Raw genomic sequence first — 17951 nt, 5'->3', positions numbered from 1 at the left:
GGCATACGCCAGAGTGAGCGGATGACCACCACCTCCCTGGAGGCGCCGACTCGGCGTCTCGGCCTCATCGCGCTCATCGCGACCCTCGGCGCCCTCCTCCTTGGCCTGCTGGACCAGGGCGGCGACGCGGCGGCGCGACCGTGAGCGGCCGGCGAGCAGCGCCGCCAGGATCAGGGCCACGCCCAGCAGCACGAGCAGCTGCGGGACCGGCACGGCCGCGACGGTGATCGACTGGGTCACGGGAGCGGCGGACACCGGCTCCTGATCGGCCGCGGCGACGGTCGGCGCGATGGTCAGATCGGCGCCGACTCCGAAGAGGGGCCAGATGCCGTCGAGCTGCACCGAGACGCTGCGCCGGTCGCCGGGCAGCAGCTCCTGCTGGGGGGCGTCGGCCGCGACGACGGGGGCGGTGGCGCCCTGAGCGCTCGCCGTGCCGTCGAGCAGGAGGCGCACGTTGCCGGTGTTCACCACGTCGGCGACGAGCGAGAGGGAGCCCGGCTGGAACGGGTTCCAGGAGAGGCGGTAGTCGCTGGCCAGGTCCTCGACGGAGAAGGAGGGGGTCACCTCGCCGGTCACGCGGGTCATCACGCGGAAGCCGATGCGGCTCTCCACTCCGACGTTCGCGCCTCCCGCCTCGGTGCCCTGCGAGAGGACGGAGGCGGCGATGCCGGCGGCGTGGTCGCCGGGGGTGGCGTTGTCGGGGACCGTCACGGTGAACGGCACCACGCCGCTGCCGCCCGGATCGACGGTCACGGTCTCGGGGGCGGAGATCCACAGTCCGGCGTCGACCGACTCCTGGTCGGAGTTGAGCATGTTGAAGCGGCCGGTATCGGTGAAGTAGCCGTCGGCGCTGGTGATGCTGAAGGTCACGGGCTGGTCGCTGAGGTTCCGCACGACCGCCTCGTCCGAGGCGCTCGCGCCGGGGGCGAGCTCGAGTTCGACCCACGCGCGCTTGTCGGGCACGCCGTCGGTGGAGGGGCTGACCGCCCAGGTGATCGCGCCGTCGGCTGCGACGGCCAGCGGGGCGGCGCCCACGCCGAGGAGGGCGACGACCAGCGCGAGCAGCGCGGGGAGGAGCGGGCGGCGGGGAGCGGCGGAGCGGCGCGGAGCAGTCATCAGAACCTCATGGTCGCACGGGGGAAGCACGACGCGGCCGGGCGGGCGGGCCCGGCCGCGTCGGCCGTGATGGGATCGCGGCCGAGGGAGTGCGTCCCCGGCCGCGACGGGTCACTCGAAGAGCGACAGGGTGATGGTGGACGAGTACGCGCCGGCGTCCACGTTCACGGGGGTGCGGAGGAAGAGGTCGGCGTCGGCGCTCCAGGAGCCCTCGGGGTTGACCTGCTGGGAGTTGCTGGCGACGATCGCGAGCAGCTCCTTGCCCTTCAGGCCGACGCCGTTGACGCCGCCGTCGATGACGGTGCCGACCTCGTCGCCCGCGGCGACCTCGCCGAGGTCTCCACCGTCGACCAGGTCCGGGGTCCAGCCCAGGTTCTCGGCGCCGATGGTCGAGCCGTCGGCCGACGTGAAGTCGCTCGCCGTGCCGATGACGTACCACGCGGAGTCGGGGGAGACGTCCGCGGCGTCACGGGTGTCGGTGACCGTGACGGTGGGCAGGGTGCCGGTGAACTGGCGGCGGACGTTGTCCGAGCCGGCCTCGGTGAGCGTCGTCGAGTCCGCGGCGACGGTCATCGAGAGGGCACCGGTCCCGGGCAGGTCGGCGATGTTGACGTTGACGTCGACGTCGTCGTTGCCGTAGTTGGCCTCGGCGGCGAAAGCCGTTCCGGCGACTCCGAGCAGGAGGACGCCTCCGGCCAGTCCGGCGGCTCCGCGGATCAGAAGGGATCGGGTGTTCATGTCGGGTGTTCTCCGTTCTTCGGCCGGCGTCGTCGCCGGCTCGATCTCAGTGGGGGTGGGTCGATGCCCGCGGGTCAGCTGCAGCTTGCCGCGGAGTAGGGGGCGGTCGTGGAGGCCGTGGCCGGCTTCCCGGCGATGAACGCGGTCGCCGTGGCGGTCGCGGATCCGTCGGTCACGCTGGTCGCCCGGGTGGTGAAGGCGGCCGAGACGGTGGCGCCGGGAGCGACGTCGGCGAAGCTCTTGGAGCCCCACGTCGTGCCGATCACGATCTTCGCGGCGAAGGCGTTCGGGTTCGTGGCGGTCGCGGTGACGACGATCTTCCCGGCGACGCAGCGCGTCGTGGCGGTCGTGGTCACGGCGATCGCGGGTGCCGAGTCGGTCACGGGACCGACGGAGGCGGAGGCCGTCGCCGGCGTCCACTGCGGCTTCGCGGCGGTCACGGCCACCGAGATCGTCGCTCCGCGGTCGGCGGCGGTGAGCGTGTAGCTCGACGCCGTCGCGCCGCTGATCGCGGTGCCGCCGCGCTTCCACTGGAAGCCGGTCGCGGTCCACGGGGAGGAGGCGGAGGCGGTCAGCGTGCTGCCCACGGTCGCCTTCCCCGAGATCGAGGCCGCGAGCGGTGCGGTGTCGACGACCGTCTGCGGCGCCACGCTCGTGAGGGTCGGCACGACCTTCTTCATCAGGCCGGTGGCCGGGTCGAAGAAGACCCTGTCGATGGTGGTCTCGCGGTGCTGGCCGTCTCCGCCGGGGATGGCGAAGCGGTGGTACGCGATGTACCAGTCGTCCGTGCCGGGCACATTGACGATCGAGTTGTGGCCCGTGGCGAGGATGCCCTGCGACGGGTCCTTCTCGAGGATCACGCCGCGGTACGTCCACGGTCCGTCGACGCTCGTCGCGGTGGCGTAGCCGACCCTGTAGTTCTCGGAGCCGGTGTCGTCGATCGAGTAGGTCATGTGGTACAGACCGTCGCGGTAGTTCAGGAACGCGCCCTCGCGGAAGTCGGTCAGACCGCTGATCTTCTTGATGGTCCCGGGCTTGATCGAGACCATGTCGTCGGACAGCTCGCCGTAGAGCGGGTCGCCGTTGCCCCAGAAGAGGTAGCTCTTCCCGGTCTTCGGATCGGTGAACGCGGCCGGGTCGATCGCCTGACCGGACCGCACGGACTCGCCGTTGGTGATCATCGCGGTCGGCTGCGCCGTGAACGGGCCCATCGGGCTGTCCGCGACCGCGACTCCGATCGTCTTGCGGTTCAGCGAGGAGTTCTCTCCGGAGAAGTAGAAGTAGTACTTCCCGTTCTTCTCGGTGATCGTCGGCGCCCAGGCGTTGCCGGTCGCCCACGGCACGTTGCCGTTCGCGCCGTCGAGGGTGAGGAAGGGCTGCTCCGAGCGGGTCCAGTCGACGAGGTTCTTCGAGGACCAGGCGTAGAAGGTCTTCCCGCCCCAGCCGGCGAAGCCGTCCGAGGTGGCGTACAGGTAGTAGGTGTCGCCGAAGACCGCGATGTTCGGGTCCGCGTTCAGGCCGGCCAGGACGGGGGACTTCACGACGACGGCCTTCAGGGTCCAGGTGGTCGCGGTGCCGCCGGTGGCGGGCGTGAGCACGACCGTCTGCGGGGTGGAGAGGTCGCGGACGGTGCCGGAGGCGGGGCTCGCCGTGACTCCCGCCGCGGTGGAGAAGGTCGGGGTCAGCTTCGTCAGATCGGTCCCCGGCTTCACCGGGAAGGTCACCGTCCGGCTCGCCGAGTCGACGATCGGGGCCGTCTTCAGGACGTCTCCGCTGAGCGACAGGTCGACCAGGGCCGACGTGTTGCCGGAGGCGGCGAGCACCTCGGAGGCGCTGAGCGCCCGGTTGTAGACCGAGAACTCGCGGATCTGGCCGCGGAAGCGGTTGTCCGCGTCGTAGTTCGAGCGTCCGATGTAGTTCGCCGAGGTGGAGCCTCCGCCGATGTCCTTCGGGTCGGTCGTGACGGTGCCGCTGGCGACCTTCACTCCGTCGAGGTAGATCGTGCCGGTGGTGCCGGAGAGCGTGTACGTCAGGTGCGCCCAGGTGCCGCGGGGGAGGGCCGAGCCGCCGGCGACGGTCTGCTCGGTGGTGTAGTTCCCGGTCGCGATGCTGGTGCGGTAGTTGTTGCCCGAGGTGAAGAGGTAGCCGTCGCCGGCGCCGTTCGTGGTGTTGCCCAGGCCGTAGAGGAAGTAGTTGCCGCCCTGCGCGGGGTCGATCCAGACGTCGGACTGGATGGTGAGGTCCGTCACTCCGGCGAGCAGGTCGTTCGGCAGCTTGACGTAGTCGTCGGTGCCGTCGAGCTGCAGGGCGCCGTCCTTCCAGGTGCCGCCCGAGGGCAGCGTGCCGTTCTGGTTGTTGCCCGAGCTGTCGCGCACCGTGGTGCCCGAGCCGCCGTCGAAGGTGTAGCGGAGGATCTCGCCTGCCGCGTTGACCGGCTTCGCGGCGGGGCCGGTGCTGCTGGTGCCGTAGGCGGCCGTCAGGCGCGCCTCCTCGGCGCTCGAGAGGCGGAGCACCGAGCCGTGGCGGAAGGGCTTCGAGAACGAGTACGTGTTCGCGCCGGTGGTGCCGACGGGAAGCGCCGTGAACCGCATGTCCGCGAGGGTGTCGGTGACGTAGGCGGAGTAGCCGAACGAGTCGCCCATCACGACCCAGCGGCCGTCGGGCAGCTGGTAGACGGTGAGGCCCTCGAGGTGGTCGGAGAGGCCGCGGGACTTCTCCTCGCCGAAGCCGATCACGCGGGTCCACGGGCCGGCGAGGCTCGGGGCCTTGTCGACGACCGTGCGCCAGTCGGCGGTGGAGAAGCGGTAGTACGTGTCCCCCTCCTTCGCGATGGTCGTGTCGATGATGCTGCCGCGGCTCCCGCCGCCGGCGGCGGGGTTCTCGTCCAGCCAGACCTTCGGGGTGGAGAAGCTGACGAAGTCGCGCGTGGTCGAGACGTAGACGCGCTGGGCGGAGGCTCCGCCGGTCAGCGTCTTGTCGCGGGCGGCCCAGTAGACGTAGTACTGGCCGGTCGCGTCGTCCCAGATCGCCTCGGGAGCCCAGACGTTGCCCGCGTCGGGGAAACCGGCGAAGACGATGCTCTGATCGCTCCAGTTCACGAGGTCCGTCGAGCGCCAGACGACGAGGTTCTTGCTCGCGTTGGTCTGGTCCCAGGTGCCGCCGGGAGCGGTGCCCTCGGCGTGCAGGTCGGTGCCGATGATCCAGTACTCGTCGCCGGTGGGGGAGCGCACGAGGTGCGGGTCGCGGACGCCGAGCGTGCCGCCGAGGTTGGCGAGCACGGCCTTGTCGTTGTTGAGCTTCGACCAGTGCAGGCCGTCGGTGCTGGAGCCGAAGTAGATCTTCTCGTAGTCGGTCGAGGCGAAGTGGGTCCAGAGGTAGCCCGCGTCGTACTCGGTGTCGAGGTTCGCGGGAGCCGCGCTCACCGTGACGGGCAGCTGCCGGGTCGCGGTCGTGCCGGCGATCGTGGCGGTGAGCGTGACGGGCGTGGCAGCGGACTGGCGCTTCACGACGCCGGTCGTGCTGAGCACGGCCGTGTTCGAGGAGGACCAGGCGACGTCGTAGGAGCCGGCCTTCGCGGGCAGCGTGACGTTGCCGCGGACGTCGCCGGCGTTGACGATCGAGAGAGCGTCGAGCGCCTTCTGGGCGTCGGCGTTCACGTCCTTCGCGGGCACGGTGGCGGTGAAGGTGCGGGTGGTCGAGGCCGAGCCGCGGGTGCTCGTGGCGGTCAGGGTGACCGAGGCGACGCCGGTCGCCGGCGGCGTGACGACTCCGCTCGTCGAGACGACCGCGGGGTTGCTGGAGCTCCACGTGATCGCGGAGCCGTTCGGGCCGCTGGTGGGCAGCGCGAGGTTCGCCTGCACCGAGGAGAGGTCGCCGAGGTTCAGGGCGGCGGAGTCGCGGGAGACGCGGGTGCTGTCCGTGGCCTGGAGGGTCGCGACGTCGGCCGCGCTGAGCGCGGTGCTGTAGACGCGGAAGTCGCGGACCGAACCGGCGAGGGTCTTGTCGGCGGTGTAGACGGAGCGGCCGATCGCGTTCGCGGTGGTGGTGCCGTTGCCGATCGCGGCGGGAGTGATGGTCACTCCGGTCTGCTGTGCGACCTGGGTGCCGTCGAGGTAGAGGCGGGCGGTGTCGCTCGCGTCGTCGAGCGTGTAGGTGAGGGTCTTCCAGACGCTGCGCGCGAGGTCCGCGTTGGAGTTGACGGTCTGCTCGGTGGTCCAGTTGCCGGTGGCGATCGAGGCCTTGTAGCCGTTGCCCGTCGTGTAGAGGTAGCCGTTCCCGGCGCCGTTCGTCGTGTTGCCGAGGCCCCAGATGAAGTAGGGCGTGCCCTGGTTCGCGTTGACCAGGACCTCGGTGCTGACCGTGATCGAGTTCAACCCCGCGAGGAGGTTGTCGGGCAGCTTGACGTAGTCGTCGGTCCCGTCGAGCACGACGCCCGCGGCTCCACGAGGAGCGGCTCCGTTGACGAGCGTGCCGGTGCGGCCCTTGCCCGAGCTGTCGGCGACGGTCGTGCCGCTCGTCTCGTCGAGCGCATAGCGCAGGACGAGACTGTCGGACGGAGCGGCGCTCGCCGACTGGGCCGTCAGAAGAGGGACGGTGAGGGCCACGGCCGTCACGAGGACGAGTGGTCGCAGGAAAGGCTTCATCGCGCTTTGCTCCAGGGTCGGCACCATTGCTGAGGGGAGGGAGTGTGCCGGCTTCGTACGCGGCAATGTTCACGGTAACACTATGGTGACGTCAACGTGAAGAGCCTAACCGGATCAATTCTGCGACACTCCCGGCGAAGGGTAGAACCGGTTCGACGCGCGTGCGTCCGCAGAGCGGTACCGGCCGCGTCCTTCGGGAGGGTCAGTCGCGGGGCAGAACGCGCGCGCGGCCCAGGGTGCGGTCCATGGACCGCAGGGTCGGGAAGCCCGCCTGCCTCGCGACGGCGGCTCGGGCCGCGGGTGAGGAGGAGGGGTGGGCGGCCAGCAGCGACGTGGCGAGGAACACGCGCCGGTCGCGGAGGGAGGCGGCCACGGTGGTCCCGCTCCGGCGGAACGCGCGGTCGAGGGTCGCCCGGGAGACCCCGAGCCTCGTCGCCAGTTCGACAGCCGTGAAGCCCGAGTCGCCCGCCTCGGCGTCGATGAGAGCGGTCGCCCGCAGGAACAGGGCGGCGAGTCCGCCCTGCGGATGCTCTGTGCGCAGACTCTGCTTCACGAGGGCGGCGGCCGTCGCCTCGAGTGCGCGGCGCAGCTCGGGGAGTCCGGGGTCCTCCGGCGAGAAGGCCGCGTTCAGGGTCGCGTTGACCAGTGAGACGAAGGCTCCGCTGTAGCCGTCGGCGGCGGGATGCTCGTGGGGCTCCTCCCCGGCGGGGGCGCCGGTGAGCCCGAGGCGCTGCCAGGGCGTCCGCAGGGCCAGCCAGGCCGAGTCCTCGTCCGCGCCGATCCGCATGCCGTCGTCGCTGCGGAGCAGTGCGAACCCGCCGGGCCTCACGCGCACGGCGGCGCGGTGGCCCTCGATCCGGACCTCTCCGGCGACCGGCACGACGAGGTCGACGGCGGCCCGGTCCTCGGGGCGGGCGGGTCGGTCCGTCAGGAGGGTCCCGGGCGTGTGCCAGAGGCGGCTCAGCCGGAAGCCGTCGATCGCGAGCACGTCGCCCGCGACCTGCAGGGGAGGCGCGCTCTGCTCGGACGCCCAGCCGACGCTCCTCAGCCAGGCGTGGGCTCGGGGACCGCTCAGGTGCAGCGACTCGACGAGGCCGCTCGTGGCGGCCGGCTGCTCGGAGGCGGTCACCGGGCTCCTTCACAGCGGGGACGGGGTGCGCGGGCGGGGTCCACGCTAAGTCGGGAGGAGAAGGCGCGGGCAGGGGACGGCGCGTTCCTCCGAGGAGGTGGCGCTCGGACCCGGGCGGGAGGAGCAGTGACGGCCCTCCTCGACCGATGCCCGGTAGGACTCGGGCGTGGAGGGCCGTCGGGAGCCGGTCAGGCGCAGGCGGTCGTCGTCTTGATCCAGTGGGCGGCGAGAGTGCCGTCGGCCTTCCTGGTGACCCCGGCGGTATTGGGCTCGGTGCTGGCACCGGTGCCGACCCTGTTCCACGCGCCCGTCGCCAGGACGTAGTGCCAGACGTCGCCGTTGGACTTCACCGCGACTGCCCCATCGGCCACGAAGCCGTACGTGTGGACGAACCCGGAGTTCTCCCTGACGGTCGCGAGCTCGCTGCCGTACTGCAGGACGCCGTTCTTGATCCAGTGGAGGAAGGAGTCGCCGTTCTGCTGCTGCGTCAGCCCGACCGTGCTCGGTCCGGTGTCGGCGCCCGTCCCGACCTGGTTCCACACATTCTTGTCGGGGTCGTACTGCCAGAGCTCGCCGTTCGACTTCACGGCGGCGGCGCCTCGCGAACCCAGACCGTAGACCCGGAGGAACTGGGAGTTGTTCGGCAGGGTGGCTGCTGCACCCTTGCCGAGCTGGACGACCCCGTTCTTGATCCAGACCACATCGATGACACCTGCCGCAGTCTTGCTGAGGCCCGCCGCGCTCGGCTCGGTGCTGGCGCCGGTGCCGATCATGGCCCACACCTTGATGCCGTTTCCGTTGACGAGGGTGAAGCTGTAGATGTCACCGTTCGACTTCACGGAGACGTTCCCGTCGGCGCCCTGGCCGTACGTGCGGACGAAGCCGGAGTTGTTCATGACCGAGGCCAGACCGGTGGAGTACTGCAGGACTCCGCCCTTGATCCAGTGGGCGTAGTACTTCCCGTCCGCCGACTGGCTCGCCAGGCCCGCGGCGCTCGGCTCGGTGGACGCACCCGTCCCGAGCTTCTTCCAGCCGTCGGCCCTGGTGTACTGCCAGACGTCGCCGTTCGCCTTGATGGAGACGTTGCCGTCCTCGCCCTGCGAATAGGTGTGCACCCAGCCCGAGTTGTCCTGGATCGGGTCGGGTACCCTTCCGTACTCCAGCACGCCGGTCTGCCGGACCGGGAGCGAGGTGCTGGCCTGCGCCGAGCCGGCGGCAGCGGAGGCGGTGCCGGCCGAGGGGCCGACGATGACGTCGCCGGCCGGGATGGTGGCGACTCCGCTCCCGTCGGTCACGTACGTGCCGGTCGCGCCCGAGCGGAACCGGAAGCCGGCCGGGAGCGAGACCTGCACGGGGACGCCGGAGACGGTGCCGCCGGTGAGCGTCATCGTGATCGGTGCCGTGGTCGCCGTGCAGGCGATGCTGTTCGCCGGCACCGGGCCGAAGGCGAGGGTCTGAGTGGTCGAGGCCGCAGCGGCCGGGGTGGCCGTCGCTGCGGCGATCACGGGCAGGGACCAGGTGGCGCCGGCGACGACGGTGCGTCGGCTCAGCGGACCCTGTCCAGCAGGGGTGGTGTCGGAAGTCACAGTGAAGCTCCTCGGGATCTCTTCTCGCCTGCGGGCCGAGCGGGAGACGGTCGTCCCTCGCTCGGCCCGCCGGCGGACACGGCGGTCGTCGTGCCGCTGGGGAGTCTTCCGTCGGCTCCTCGACCCGGCCAAGTGACGGAGGACAGGTGAGGAGGAAGTGGCGCCGGCCTGAGGCGGAAGTGACGCCGCGCCGGGTCGTCGAGTGAGGGTACGAAGAAGGGATCGGCGATCTGATCAGGGAAATCGTCGACATCTCTTCGTCGTCGGGGAGTCTCCGGAGCGGCCGGTGGCGCCGGGGGAGCGTGATGTCATCGATCCCGTGACAATCGGCGTCCCGCGGAGCTGCGAATGCTCCTGCGAAGAGGCCGATCCCCGCGACGAGTGCTCGCGGATCGGACGCCTACAGGGGGAGGGAGAGCCGGATGGCATCGACGGCGGCGATGTACGAGTACATGCACGAGCGGTGGAACAACGCGGGAGCAGGTGCTCCCGGCGTACGGATCGAGGGAGCGGGCGCGCCCGGGAACGGAGTCTCGAGGGTCTGGGCGCCGCTCGGGTGCCGCCTCGACCCGGCGGCCGCGCCGGAGTCCCGTCCGGCGTCCGGCGTCCACCTGATGCTGATCGTCGAGGGTGGCGGCGTCGTCCGGCAGGAGGGACGGGTGCTCGAGGCCTCCCGGAACCAGATGGTGATCCTCGAGGCCGAGCCGCAGACGCAGTTCCTCTTCCCCGGGCCCAGCGTGACCTACAGCTGGGCGTTCGACGACCGGGTCCTCGGGAGCCGGTGGATCAGGGAGCGGCTCGGCGAGGTGCTGCCGGTCGAGCCCGCGCTCTGGGCGCCCGCACGCGCTCTGACGAACGGCGTCATCGACGGCGACCCGGCCCTCTCCGAGCAGCCGGCGGTCGCCCGGGCGGGCGAGATCCTTCTGCGATCAGTCGTCGAGAACGCGGCGCCGCGGACCCGTCGCGGCGGTGGCCACGTCTACGGAGAGGCGATGGCGCTGATCGAGGACCGGTACGGCGACCCCGCCTTCACCGCTCGGATCCTGGCCCGCGAGATGCTCGTGTCCGAGCGGTCCCTCGCGCGGGCGTTCTCGTTCCTGGGGCGCACGGTCCGCGAGGAGCTCGACCGGCGCCGAGCCGGAGAGCTGCGCCATCGGATCGGAGGCCGACCGCGGAACCCGGCCGAGTTCGTGCGCGAGGCGGAGGAGTCGGGCTTCGCCTCGATCGAGTCCGCGCAGCAGGCGCTGTGCGGGCTGGACAGCAGGCCGTGAGGACCGGGCGTGCGCCGGGCGTGTGCCCCGTCGTGTCCCCGTCGCCGGGACTCCGTTCGGCCGCTGGGCGAACCACCGGGTGAGCGCTCCTGTGAGAAGGCTCATATCCACGGCGGGTGGGCGTCCGTCGGAGAGGATTCCGGTCTGGACCACGGGGAGGGTGATGACGGGCCGGTCGGGAACTGAGGGAGAGCGGGTCGTCGCGGCCTGGAACGAGCTGGCCGCGGGTGCGTCGGGGCTGCGGGTCGATGTCGCGGGGGAGGCTCGACGTCGCCTGATGCGCGTGTGGGCGCCTCAGGGGGTCCGCCTCGAGCCGACGGGTGCCGAGCTCCACGACAGCACGCTGGGTCCGCGCGCGGTCCTCGTCACCGAGGGCGGAGCGTCGCTGGAGTACCAGGGGCGACGGCTCGAGGTCGGCTCGGACAGTGTCGTCCTCCTCGACGCGCGGGCGTCCGGACGGGTCGACTTCATCGCATCGACGCTCGCCTACGTGTGGCGTCTGGACGCGTCGGCGCGGCGCGGACCGTGGGTGCGCGACCGCCTCGGCGAGGTCGTGCCGGTGCCGGCACCGGTCTGGACGCCGCTGCGTGCCCTCGCCAACAGCCTCCTGGAGCCCGGCACTCCGCCCGGCGCGCTGCGGGCGGGCGAGCTGATGCTCGAAGCGGTGGTCGAGCGCAGCGCTCCGCGGCATCCGCGCCGCGATGCCGCCCGGGTCTACGCGGACGCGGTGGCGGTGATCGAGGTGCGCCATCGCGACCACCGCTTCACCGCGGGCGAGCTGGCCCGGGCGCTGGGGGTGTCCGACCGGGCGCTGGAGTCGGCCTTCGCCATCCTGGGCCGGACGCCCGCCGCCGAGATCGATCTGCGACGGACCGGGGCTCTGCGCCGACGGATCGGCTCCCGGCTGCGGGCCGGCGCCGACCTCGCGCAGCTGGCCGAGGAGTCGGGCTTCGCGTCGGCCGATCGCGCCGCGGAGGCCCTGGACGGTCTCGCGCGAGGCAGGTGAGCCTCCTCCGCGCCCGCGGGCGCACGACGGCGCCCCCTCGTCCGCGGGGACGAGGGGGCGCCGGTGGTGATCGGGCGTGAGCCCGGTCAGGTCTTGCTGCGGGCCATCACGGCGCGCTGGAGGAGGACGAAGACCAGGAGGATGCCTCCGGTGATGATCGTGGTCGCCTCCGGCGGGATGCCGCCGTCTCGGGTGATCAGGACGTTCATCAGGCCGAGGACCAGGGCGCCGACCACCGAGCCGAGCACGAAGCCGACGCCGCCGGTGAGCAGCGTGCCGCCGATGACGGTCGCCGCGATGGCGTCGAGCTCCCATCCGGTGCCGGTGATGTTCTGCGCGCTGCCGAGGCGGGCCGTGTAGACCACGCCGGCCAGACCGGCCAGGGTGCCGCTGATGATGTAGATGAACAGCTTGGTCCGCACGACCGGCAGGCCCATCAGAGCCGCCGACTGCTCGGAGCCGCCCATCGCGTAGACCGTGCGGCCCAGGCGGGTGCGGTGCAGCACGAAGAACGCGCCGGCCACGACGAGGATCGCGATGATCACGCCGGGGCTGATGACGAAGTCGTTGACCTTCGGGCCGTCGATCAGCTTGATCGGGGCGGCGAGGCTCAGCACAGGCGAGTCCTCGGGGAGGCGCTCCGGGACGGTGCTCAGCATCGAGGCGAGACCGCGGGCCAGGAACATCATCGCCAGCGTCGCGATGAACGGCTGGACGTTGAAGTACTGGATCAGCACTCCCGAGATCACGCCGAAGAGCCCGCCGATCACGACCATCAGGACCATCACGAGCCAGGGGTTCCAGCCGGCGTTGATCAGGAGCACGCCGCTGACGCTGCTGAACGCGATCACCGCACCGACCGAGAGGTCGATGCCGCCGGTGAGGATCACGAAGGTGAGGCCCACGGCGAGGATGATCAGGTGCGCGTTGTTGACCAGCAGGTTCGAGATCGTGCTCGCCTGCAGGATGCGGCCGTAGGCCGCCTCGCCGTAGACGATCATCCCGAAGAAGATGATCAGCGCTGCCAGGGTGGGCAGCTTGTCGAGGTGCTGGCTGAGCCAGCCGCGCGCCCCGGAGGTGCGCTTCGTGCTCGCCGGAGGGGCGGAGCGGGTCATCACGGCACTCATGCGGGGATCGCCTCTTTCTGCGGGACGCTGCGGCGCGCCTCGCGACGGGACTTGAAGGCGGAGCGGACGCGCTCGGACTGCAGGAGGCAGAGCGCGACGATGACGATCGCCTTGAAGGCGGGCGTCGCGGAGGACGAGACTCCGAGGAACACGACGGTCTTGTCGAGGGTGGCGATCAGGATCGCGCCCACGGCGGCTCCGGTGATGTTGAACTTGCCGCCGGCGAGCGAGGTGCCGCCGATGACGACCGCGAGGATCGCGTCGAGCTCGAGCTGGTAGCCGGTGCGCGAGACGTCGACCGTCATCACGCTCGCGGTGGCGAAGACGCCCGCGACTCCGGCGAGGATGCCGCTGCCGATGTAGGCGGTCATCAGCAGGCCCCGGCGGTTGATGCCCGCCAGGCGGGCCGCCTTCGGGTCCATGCCGATGGCCTCGATCATCAGGCCGAGCGCGCTGCGGCGCACCAGGACTCCGACGACCACGACGATGGCGATGGCGAGGAGGAACACGACCGGGAGCCCGAAGACGTACCCGTTCGCGAGCCAGCGGAAGGGCTCGTTGGTGGCGGCGGTGTTCTGACCGCCCGTGATGACCTTCGCCAGGCCTCGGCCCGCGAGCATCACGACCAGAGTGCTGATGAAGGGCTGGAGGCCCACCACCGAGACGAGGATGCCGTTCACGGCTCCGAGCACCGCGGCCACCAGGAGGGCGATCGCGAAGGCTCCCGCTGCGGCGCCGAGCGACTCGGGCGCTCCCGCGGAGTTGAGGAACTCCATCGAGACGGCGCCGGCGACGACCATGATCGAGCCGACCGAGAGGTCGATGCCCCCGGTCGCGACGACCAGGCACATGCCGACGGCGATCATCAGGATCGGGGCGGAGGCGCGGGCGATGTCGATGACGTTGCCCACGAGGTAGCCGGTGGTCGGGCTGACCGAGACGGCCAGGTAGCCCGGGTCCTTGACGACGTTGATGAGGAGGAGCAGGGCGATCGCCACGACTCCCCAGAAGTACTGGCGGCGGATGATCCCGCCGAGGACGGATCCCCGGGCGGGTCGGGTGTCGCTGCTCATGATGCGGCCTCCTGCGTGGCGCTCTCGAGGACGACGACGTCCTCGTCGACGACTCCCTCTGCGGCGATGGTAGTGACGATCGACTCCGCGGTGACAGAGGGACCGTTGAGGATCTCCGCGATCACGCGGTGGTCCTTCAGGACGATGATGCGGTCGCTGAGGCGGACGACCTCGTCGAGCTCGGACGAGATGAAGACCACGGCGACGCCTTCGCCGGCGAGGGCGACGACCTTCTCCTGGATCTCGGCCTTCGCTCCGACGTCGATGCCGCGGGTCGGCTCGTCGAGGATGAGGATCTCGGGGGCTGTGGCGAGCCAGCGGCCGAGGAGGACCTTCTGCTGGTTGCCGCCGGAGAGCTTGCTGATCGGGCGGTCGGGATCGGCGGGGCGCACGTTGAGCTCGACGAGGTACTTGCCGACGATCTCGTCCTTCTCCTTCTTGGAGAGGGGGCGGGCCCAGCCGCGCTTGGCCTGGACGCCGAGGATGAGGTTCTCGCGGACCGAGAGGTCGCGGATGATGCCCTCGTCGCGGCGGTTCTCGCTCGAGAACGCGATCTTGTGGGCGAGGCCGGCGGTCGGCGTCGGGACGTCGATCTTCTTGCCGTGCATCGTGATCTCGCCGGTGTCGGGCTTGTCGACGCCGTAGATCAGGCGCGCGAGCTCGGTGCGGCCGGAGCCGAGGAGTCCTGCGAAGCCGACGACCTCGCCGCGGTGCAGCGTCAGGTCGGTGCTCTCGATGGAGCCCTTCTTGCCGATGCCCTTCGCGGTGTAGAGCGGGGCGTCGCGGTAGAGGTGGTCCTGGCTCTCGCGCTCGGAGTCGAGGGAGCGCAGCGCCGCGATGTCCTTGCCGATCATCTTCGAGATCAGCGAGGTGCGGTCGAGCTCGTGGGTCAGGTACTCGCCGACGAAGGTGCCGTTGCGCAGCACCGTCAGGCGGTCGCTGATCGCGTAGACCTGGTCGAGGAAGTGCGAGACGAAGAGGATCGCGACGCCCTCCGCGCGGAGGCGGCGGATGACGACGAAGAGGTTCTCGACCTCGTTCGCGTCCAGGCTCGAGGTCGGCTCGTCGAGGATGAGCACCTTCGAGTCGCTCACCGTCGAGCGGCTGATGGCGACCAGCTGCTGCATCGCGATCGAGAGCGAGGCGAGCGACTGGCGCGTATTGAGGTGGCCGAGGCCGAGCTTCTCGAGCGCGACCTTCGCGGCCTGGTGGGTGGCCTTCCAGTTGATGCCGAAGGGTCCGCGGACCTCGTAGCCGAGCATCACGTTCTCTCCGATGGAGAGGTTCGTGACCAGGTTGACCTCCTGGTACACGGTGGAGATGCCCGCGGCCTGCGAGTCGGCGGTGCCGGTCAGGCGACGGGTCTCCCCGTCGATCACGATGTCTCCGCTGTCGATGCGGTAGACGCCGGTGAGGGCCTTGATGAGCGTGGACTTGCCGGCGCCGTTCTCACCCATGAGGGTGTGGACCTCGCCCGGGAACAGGCGGAAGTCGACGCCGTCGAGGGCTTTCACGCCGGGGAAGCTGATCGAGATGTTCTTCATCTCGACGATCGGAGGCGAACCTGTCATGTCGCGTCGTTCCGTTCTCGAGCGGGGCGCAGCCGAACAGGTGCGCCGAAGGATCGGAGCGACCGGGGCCGGCGGGAGGGCCGGCCCCGGTCGCTCCGGGTGGGTGGAGCCGCGTCGGGCGCGGCTACCGGTGGTGCTGAGCGACTAGAACTTGCGGTCGGGCAGCGCGGTGGTGGCGGCCTCGGGCGAGTCGAAGGTCTCGCTCGGGACGACGATCGAGGACTCGACCTTCTCGCCGGCCAGGGTCTTCTCGACCGCGTCGAGGGCGGTCTCGCCGAAGAGCGGGTTGTACTCGGCGACGAAGCTCAGCTCGCCGTCGGCCAGCGCCTGCAGGGCGTTCTTGGTGCCGTCGATCGTGGCGATCTTGACGTCGGTGCCGGGGGTGAGGCCGGCCTCCTGGACGGCCTGGACGGCGCCGAGGCCCATCTCGTCGTTCTGGGCGAAGACGAGCTGGACGTCGTTGTTGTTCGACTTCAGGACCGTCTCGAAGACGCTCTTGGCCTCTTCCGTGGACCAGTTCGCGGTCTGCGCGCCGATCTTGGTGAACTTCGAGTCGGCGCCGATGACCTCGTCCCAGCCCTCGTTGCGCTCGTTGACGACCGAGACGCCCGCGGGGCCCTCGAGCGTGAAGTACTTCGCGCCGTCGGGGAAGGTGGACTTGGCCCAGTCGGCGACCGAGGTGCTGACCGCGATGTTGTCGGGCGCGATGCGGGTCACGTAGAGGTCGGTGTTGTCCGGCTCGATGCCGCGGTCGATCAGGATGACCGGGATCTCGGCCTCCTGGGCGCGCTGGAGCGAGTCCTCCCAGCCCGAGCCCTCCGTGGCGGAGAGCAGGATGATGTCGACGCCCTCGTCCACGAAGGAGGTGAAGGAGTCGATCTGCGACTTCTGGTCTCCGTTGGTGGCGGGTGCGTACTTCAGGTCGAAGCCGGCGTCCTTGGTGAACGTGTCCTCGATGTTGGTCTCGTTCGCCTGGCGCCACGCGCCCTCGGGGCCGACGGCCACGAAGCCGACGGTGGTGAGGTCACCGCTCGAGCCGGAGCCCGAATCGGTGCCGGAACCGCCCGAGCAGCCCGCGAGACCGAGCGCGAGTGCGCCTGCTGCTGCGAAACCCAGGAACTGGCCGATACGCCTCGTCTTGGACATAGATCTCCTCCTTGAGATCGCGGGCGCGAAGAGAGCGCCCGAGATGATGGACCCCGAAGGGCCTCGAATGCGGGCCTAGCGGCCCGAGGTGCGGTGAGTGCAGGATGTGCAGTGGGCGCCGGCCGAAGCAGCGCCGCGTCGAAATGTTACCGTGAACAATTCTTGTGACGCAACAGCGCGTCGGTGCGCTTCGGTAACGATCCGGTCGCGGAGCCCCGCCCGGCTCCGCGCCGCCGGCCTCACACCAGCGCGCCGCCCGAGGCCACGAGCCGGCCGCGGTGCAGCACGAGCCGATCCGCGTCGCGGTCCATCACGGCCGCCGTCGGCGTGTCGCCGCGCAGCACTACCAGGTCGGCCGGGTCGCCCACGGCGAGCCCCGGCCGATCCGCGACCGAGGAGAGCCGCGGGAGCAGGCCGTCGATGACGCTCGCTCCTCCCCACGACGCCACGGCCAGCGCGTGCTCGATGTCGACGTCGTCGTCGAACCCCTGACCGTGCGCGAGCAGGAAGGCGCGCTCGAGCATGTCGCCGTTGCCCCACGGCGACCAGTAGTCGCGCTGCCCGTCCATGCCCAGGCCGACCCGCACGCCGGCAGCGACGAGGTCGAGGAGGGGCAGCTCCGCGCCGTGGCCCGGCGCGATCGTCGTCAGGGCCACGTCGAGGGAGGCGAGCGTCTCGATCGCCCGCGCGACGCCGCGCTCCGCCGAGGAGAGGGCGAAGGCGTGCGAGATCGAGACGCGCCCCTGCAGGCCGTGGGCGCGGACCCGCTCGGCGATCAGGTCCATCGAGAACAGGCCCAGAGAGCCCCGTTCGTGCAGGTGGATGTCCAGGCCCACGCCGTGCTTCTCGGCGAGGGCGAAGACCGCGTCGAGGTGGCGGACCGGATCGCGGTCGATCTCGCAGGGGTCGATGCCGCCGAGGAGGTCGCCGCCGAGCGAGAGCGCCTCGTCGAGCAGCTCGACGACGCCCGGCTCGACGAAGACGCCGACCTGGGGGAAGACGACGATCTCGACGTCGGCGCGCTCGCGGTGCGCCTCGCGGGCGGCGAGCACGCCCTCGAACTTCTCGAGCCCGGAGTCCGCGTCGACCTGGGCGTGGCTGCGCACCCGGGTCGCACCCTTCTCGATCATCGTGCGGAGGGTCGTGGTCGCCCGCTCCGCGACCGGCGCCTCGGCGCTGCGCCAGTGCGCGCGGTCGTTCATGATGCGGCCCCACCGCCCCTCCTCGCCGGTGCGCGGCCGGAACGGCAGCCCGAGCCGCGTCGAGTCGAGGTGGACGTGGACGTCCGAGAAGGACGGCACGACGATCCCGCCGCGCCCGTCGACGACCACCGCTCCCTCCGCCGCGCCTGTACCGGCCGGCTCGACGGCGAGGACGCCCGACTCGTCGAGCAGGAGGTCGGAGGCGGGGCCGCCCCAGGGGCGGACGTCGCGGAGGAGGGTGGTCGTCGTCATGGTGCGGGCCTTCCGGTGGCGAGGGTGGGGGAGCGGTGCGGCTCGGCCGGGCGACGCGGATCCGTCGCCCGGCCGAGCCGCAGGGCAGGGT

General features: G+C 71.0%; 12 protein-coding genes. 2 read left to right on the top strand and 10 right to left on the bottom strand.

Features of this window, described 5'->3' with window-relative positions; genetic code table 11:
- From C5D44_RS05505 to C5D44_RS05485, 5 genes are all read right to left on the bottom strand, one after another.
- A partial coding sequence (locus C5D44_RS05505) for a WxL protein peptidoglycan domain-containing protein (RefSeq protein ID WP_104281091.1) occupies nucleotides 1-1116 on the bottom strand: 1116 nt, incomplete at its 3' end.
- Between the two features lie 111 nt (nucleotides 1117-1227).
- Nucleotides 1228-1854 carry a hypothetical protein gene (locus C5D44_RS05500; protein ID WP_104275963.1) on the bottom strand — a complete coding sequence of 209 codons (627 nt, stop codon included), beginning with the start codon at nucleotides 1852-1854 and terminating at the stop codon, nucleotides 1228-1230.
- Between the two features lie 74 nt (nucleotides 1855-1928).
- A complete protein-coding gene (locus C5D44_RS05495; protein ID WP_181118454.1) occupies nucleotides 1929-6497 on the bottom strand; it encodes a family 43 glycosylhydrolase in 4569 nt (1522 codons plus the stop codon).
- A 202-nt stretch (nucleotides 6498-6699) separates the two neighbouring features.
- A complete protein-coding gene (locus tag C5D44_RS05490) occupies nucleotides 6700-7626 on the bottom strand; it encodes an AraC family transcriptional regulator (RefSeq protein ID WP_104275961.1) in 927 nt (308 codons plus the stop codon).
- A 188-nt stretch (nucleotides 7627-7814) separates the two neighbouring features.
- Nucleotides 7815-9212: a hypothetical protein gene (locus C5D44_RS05485; RefSeq protein WP_104281089.1), complete on the bottom strand. Its 1398-nt coding sequence runs from the start codon at nucleotides 9210-9212 to the stop codon at nucleotides 7815-7817.
- A 422-nt stretch (nucleotides 9213-9634) separates the two neighbouring features.
- On the opposite strand from C5D44_RS05485, the gene C5D44_RS05480 reads away from it, so the two are divergent.
- Entirely contained in the window at nucleotides 9635-10483 is an 849-nt protein-coding gene (locus tag C5D44_RS05480) for a hypothetical protein (protein ID WP_104281088.1), read from the top strand.
- A 163-nt stretch (nucleotides 10484-10646) separates the two neighbouring features.
- Nucleotides 10647-11489, top strand: coding sequence for an AraC family transcriptional regulator (locus tag C5D44_RS05475; protein ID WP_104281087.1), 843 nt, complete (start codon nucleotides 10647-10649; stop codon nucleotides 11487-11489).
- Nucleotides 11490-11575: 86 nt separating this feature from the next.
- Here C5D44_RS05475 and C5D44_RS05470 read toward each other — a convergent pair whose 3' ends face one another.
- The 5 genes from C5D44_RS05470 to C5D44_RS05450 all read right to left on the bottom strand — a co-directional run bounded on the left by C5D44_RS05470 (nucleotide 11576) and on the right by C5D44_RS05450 (nucleotide 17860).
- Complete coding sequence (locus tag C5D44_RS05470; protein ID WP_104275957.1) at nucleotides 11576-12616, bottom strand: sugar ABC transporter permease; 1041 nt, start codon at nucleotides 12614-12616, stop codon at nucleotides 11576-11578.
- The gene (locus C5D44_RS05465) at nucleotides 12613-13689 is read right to left on the bottom strand and encodes an ABC transporter permease (protein WP_104275956.1); all 1077 of its coding nucleotides are present in this window, start codon (nucleotides 13687-13689) and stop codon (nucleotides 12613-12615) included. Before C5D44_RS05465 ends, C5D44_RS05470 begins: the two co-directional genes overlap by 4 nt.
- A complete protein-coding gene (locus C5D44_RS05460; protein ID WP_104275955.1) occupies nucleotides 13686-15260 on the bottom strand; it encodes a sugar ABC transporter ATP-binding protein in 1575 nt (524 codons plus the stop codon). Before C5D44_RS05460 ends, C5D44_RS05465 begins: the two co-directional genes overlap by 4 nt.
- A gap of 144 nt (nucleotides 15261-15404) precedes the next feature.
- Nucleotides 15405-16406, bottom strand: coding sequence for an ABC transporter substrate-binding protein (locus C5D44_RS05455; protein ID WP_104281086.1), 1002 nt, complete (start codon nucleotides 16404-16406; stop codon nucleotides 15405-15407).
- A gap of 239 nt (nucleotides 16407-16645) precedes the next feature.
- Nucleotides 16646-17860, bottom strand: a complete 1215-nt coding sequence (locus C5D44_RS05450; protein WP_104281085.1) for an amidohydrolase family protein — start codon at nucleotides 17858-17860, stop codon at nucleotides 16646-16648.
- Between the last annotated feature and the right edge of the window lie 91 nt (nucleotides 17861-17951).

Origin of the sequence: Rathayibacter sp. AY1B5 (genome assembly GCF_002932795.1) — a bacterium.
Taxonomy (GTDB): domain Bacteria; phylum Actinomycetota; class Actinomycetes; order Actinomycetales; family Microbacteriaceae; genus Rathayibacter.
The sequence above is the reverse complement of the archived record's forward strand: the minus strand, read 5'-3'. Positions and strand labels throughout refer to the sequence as shown.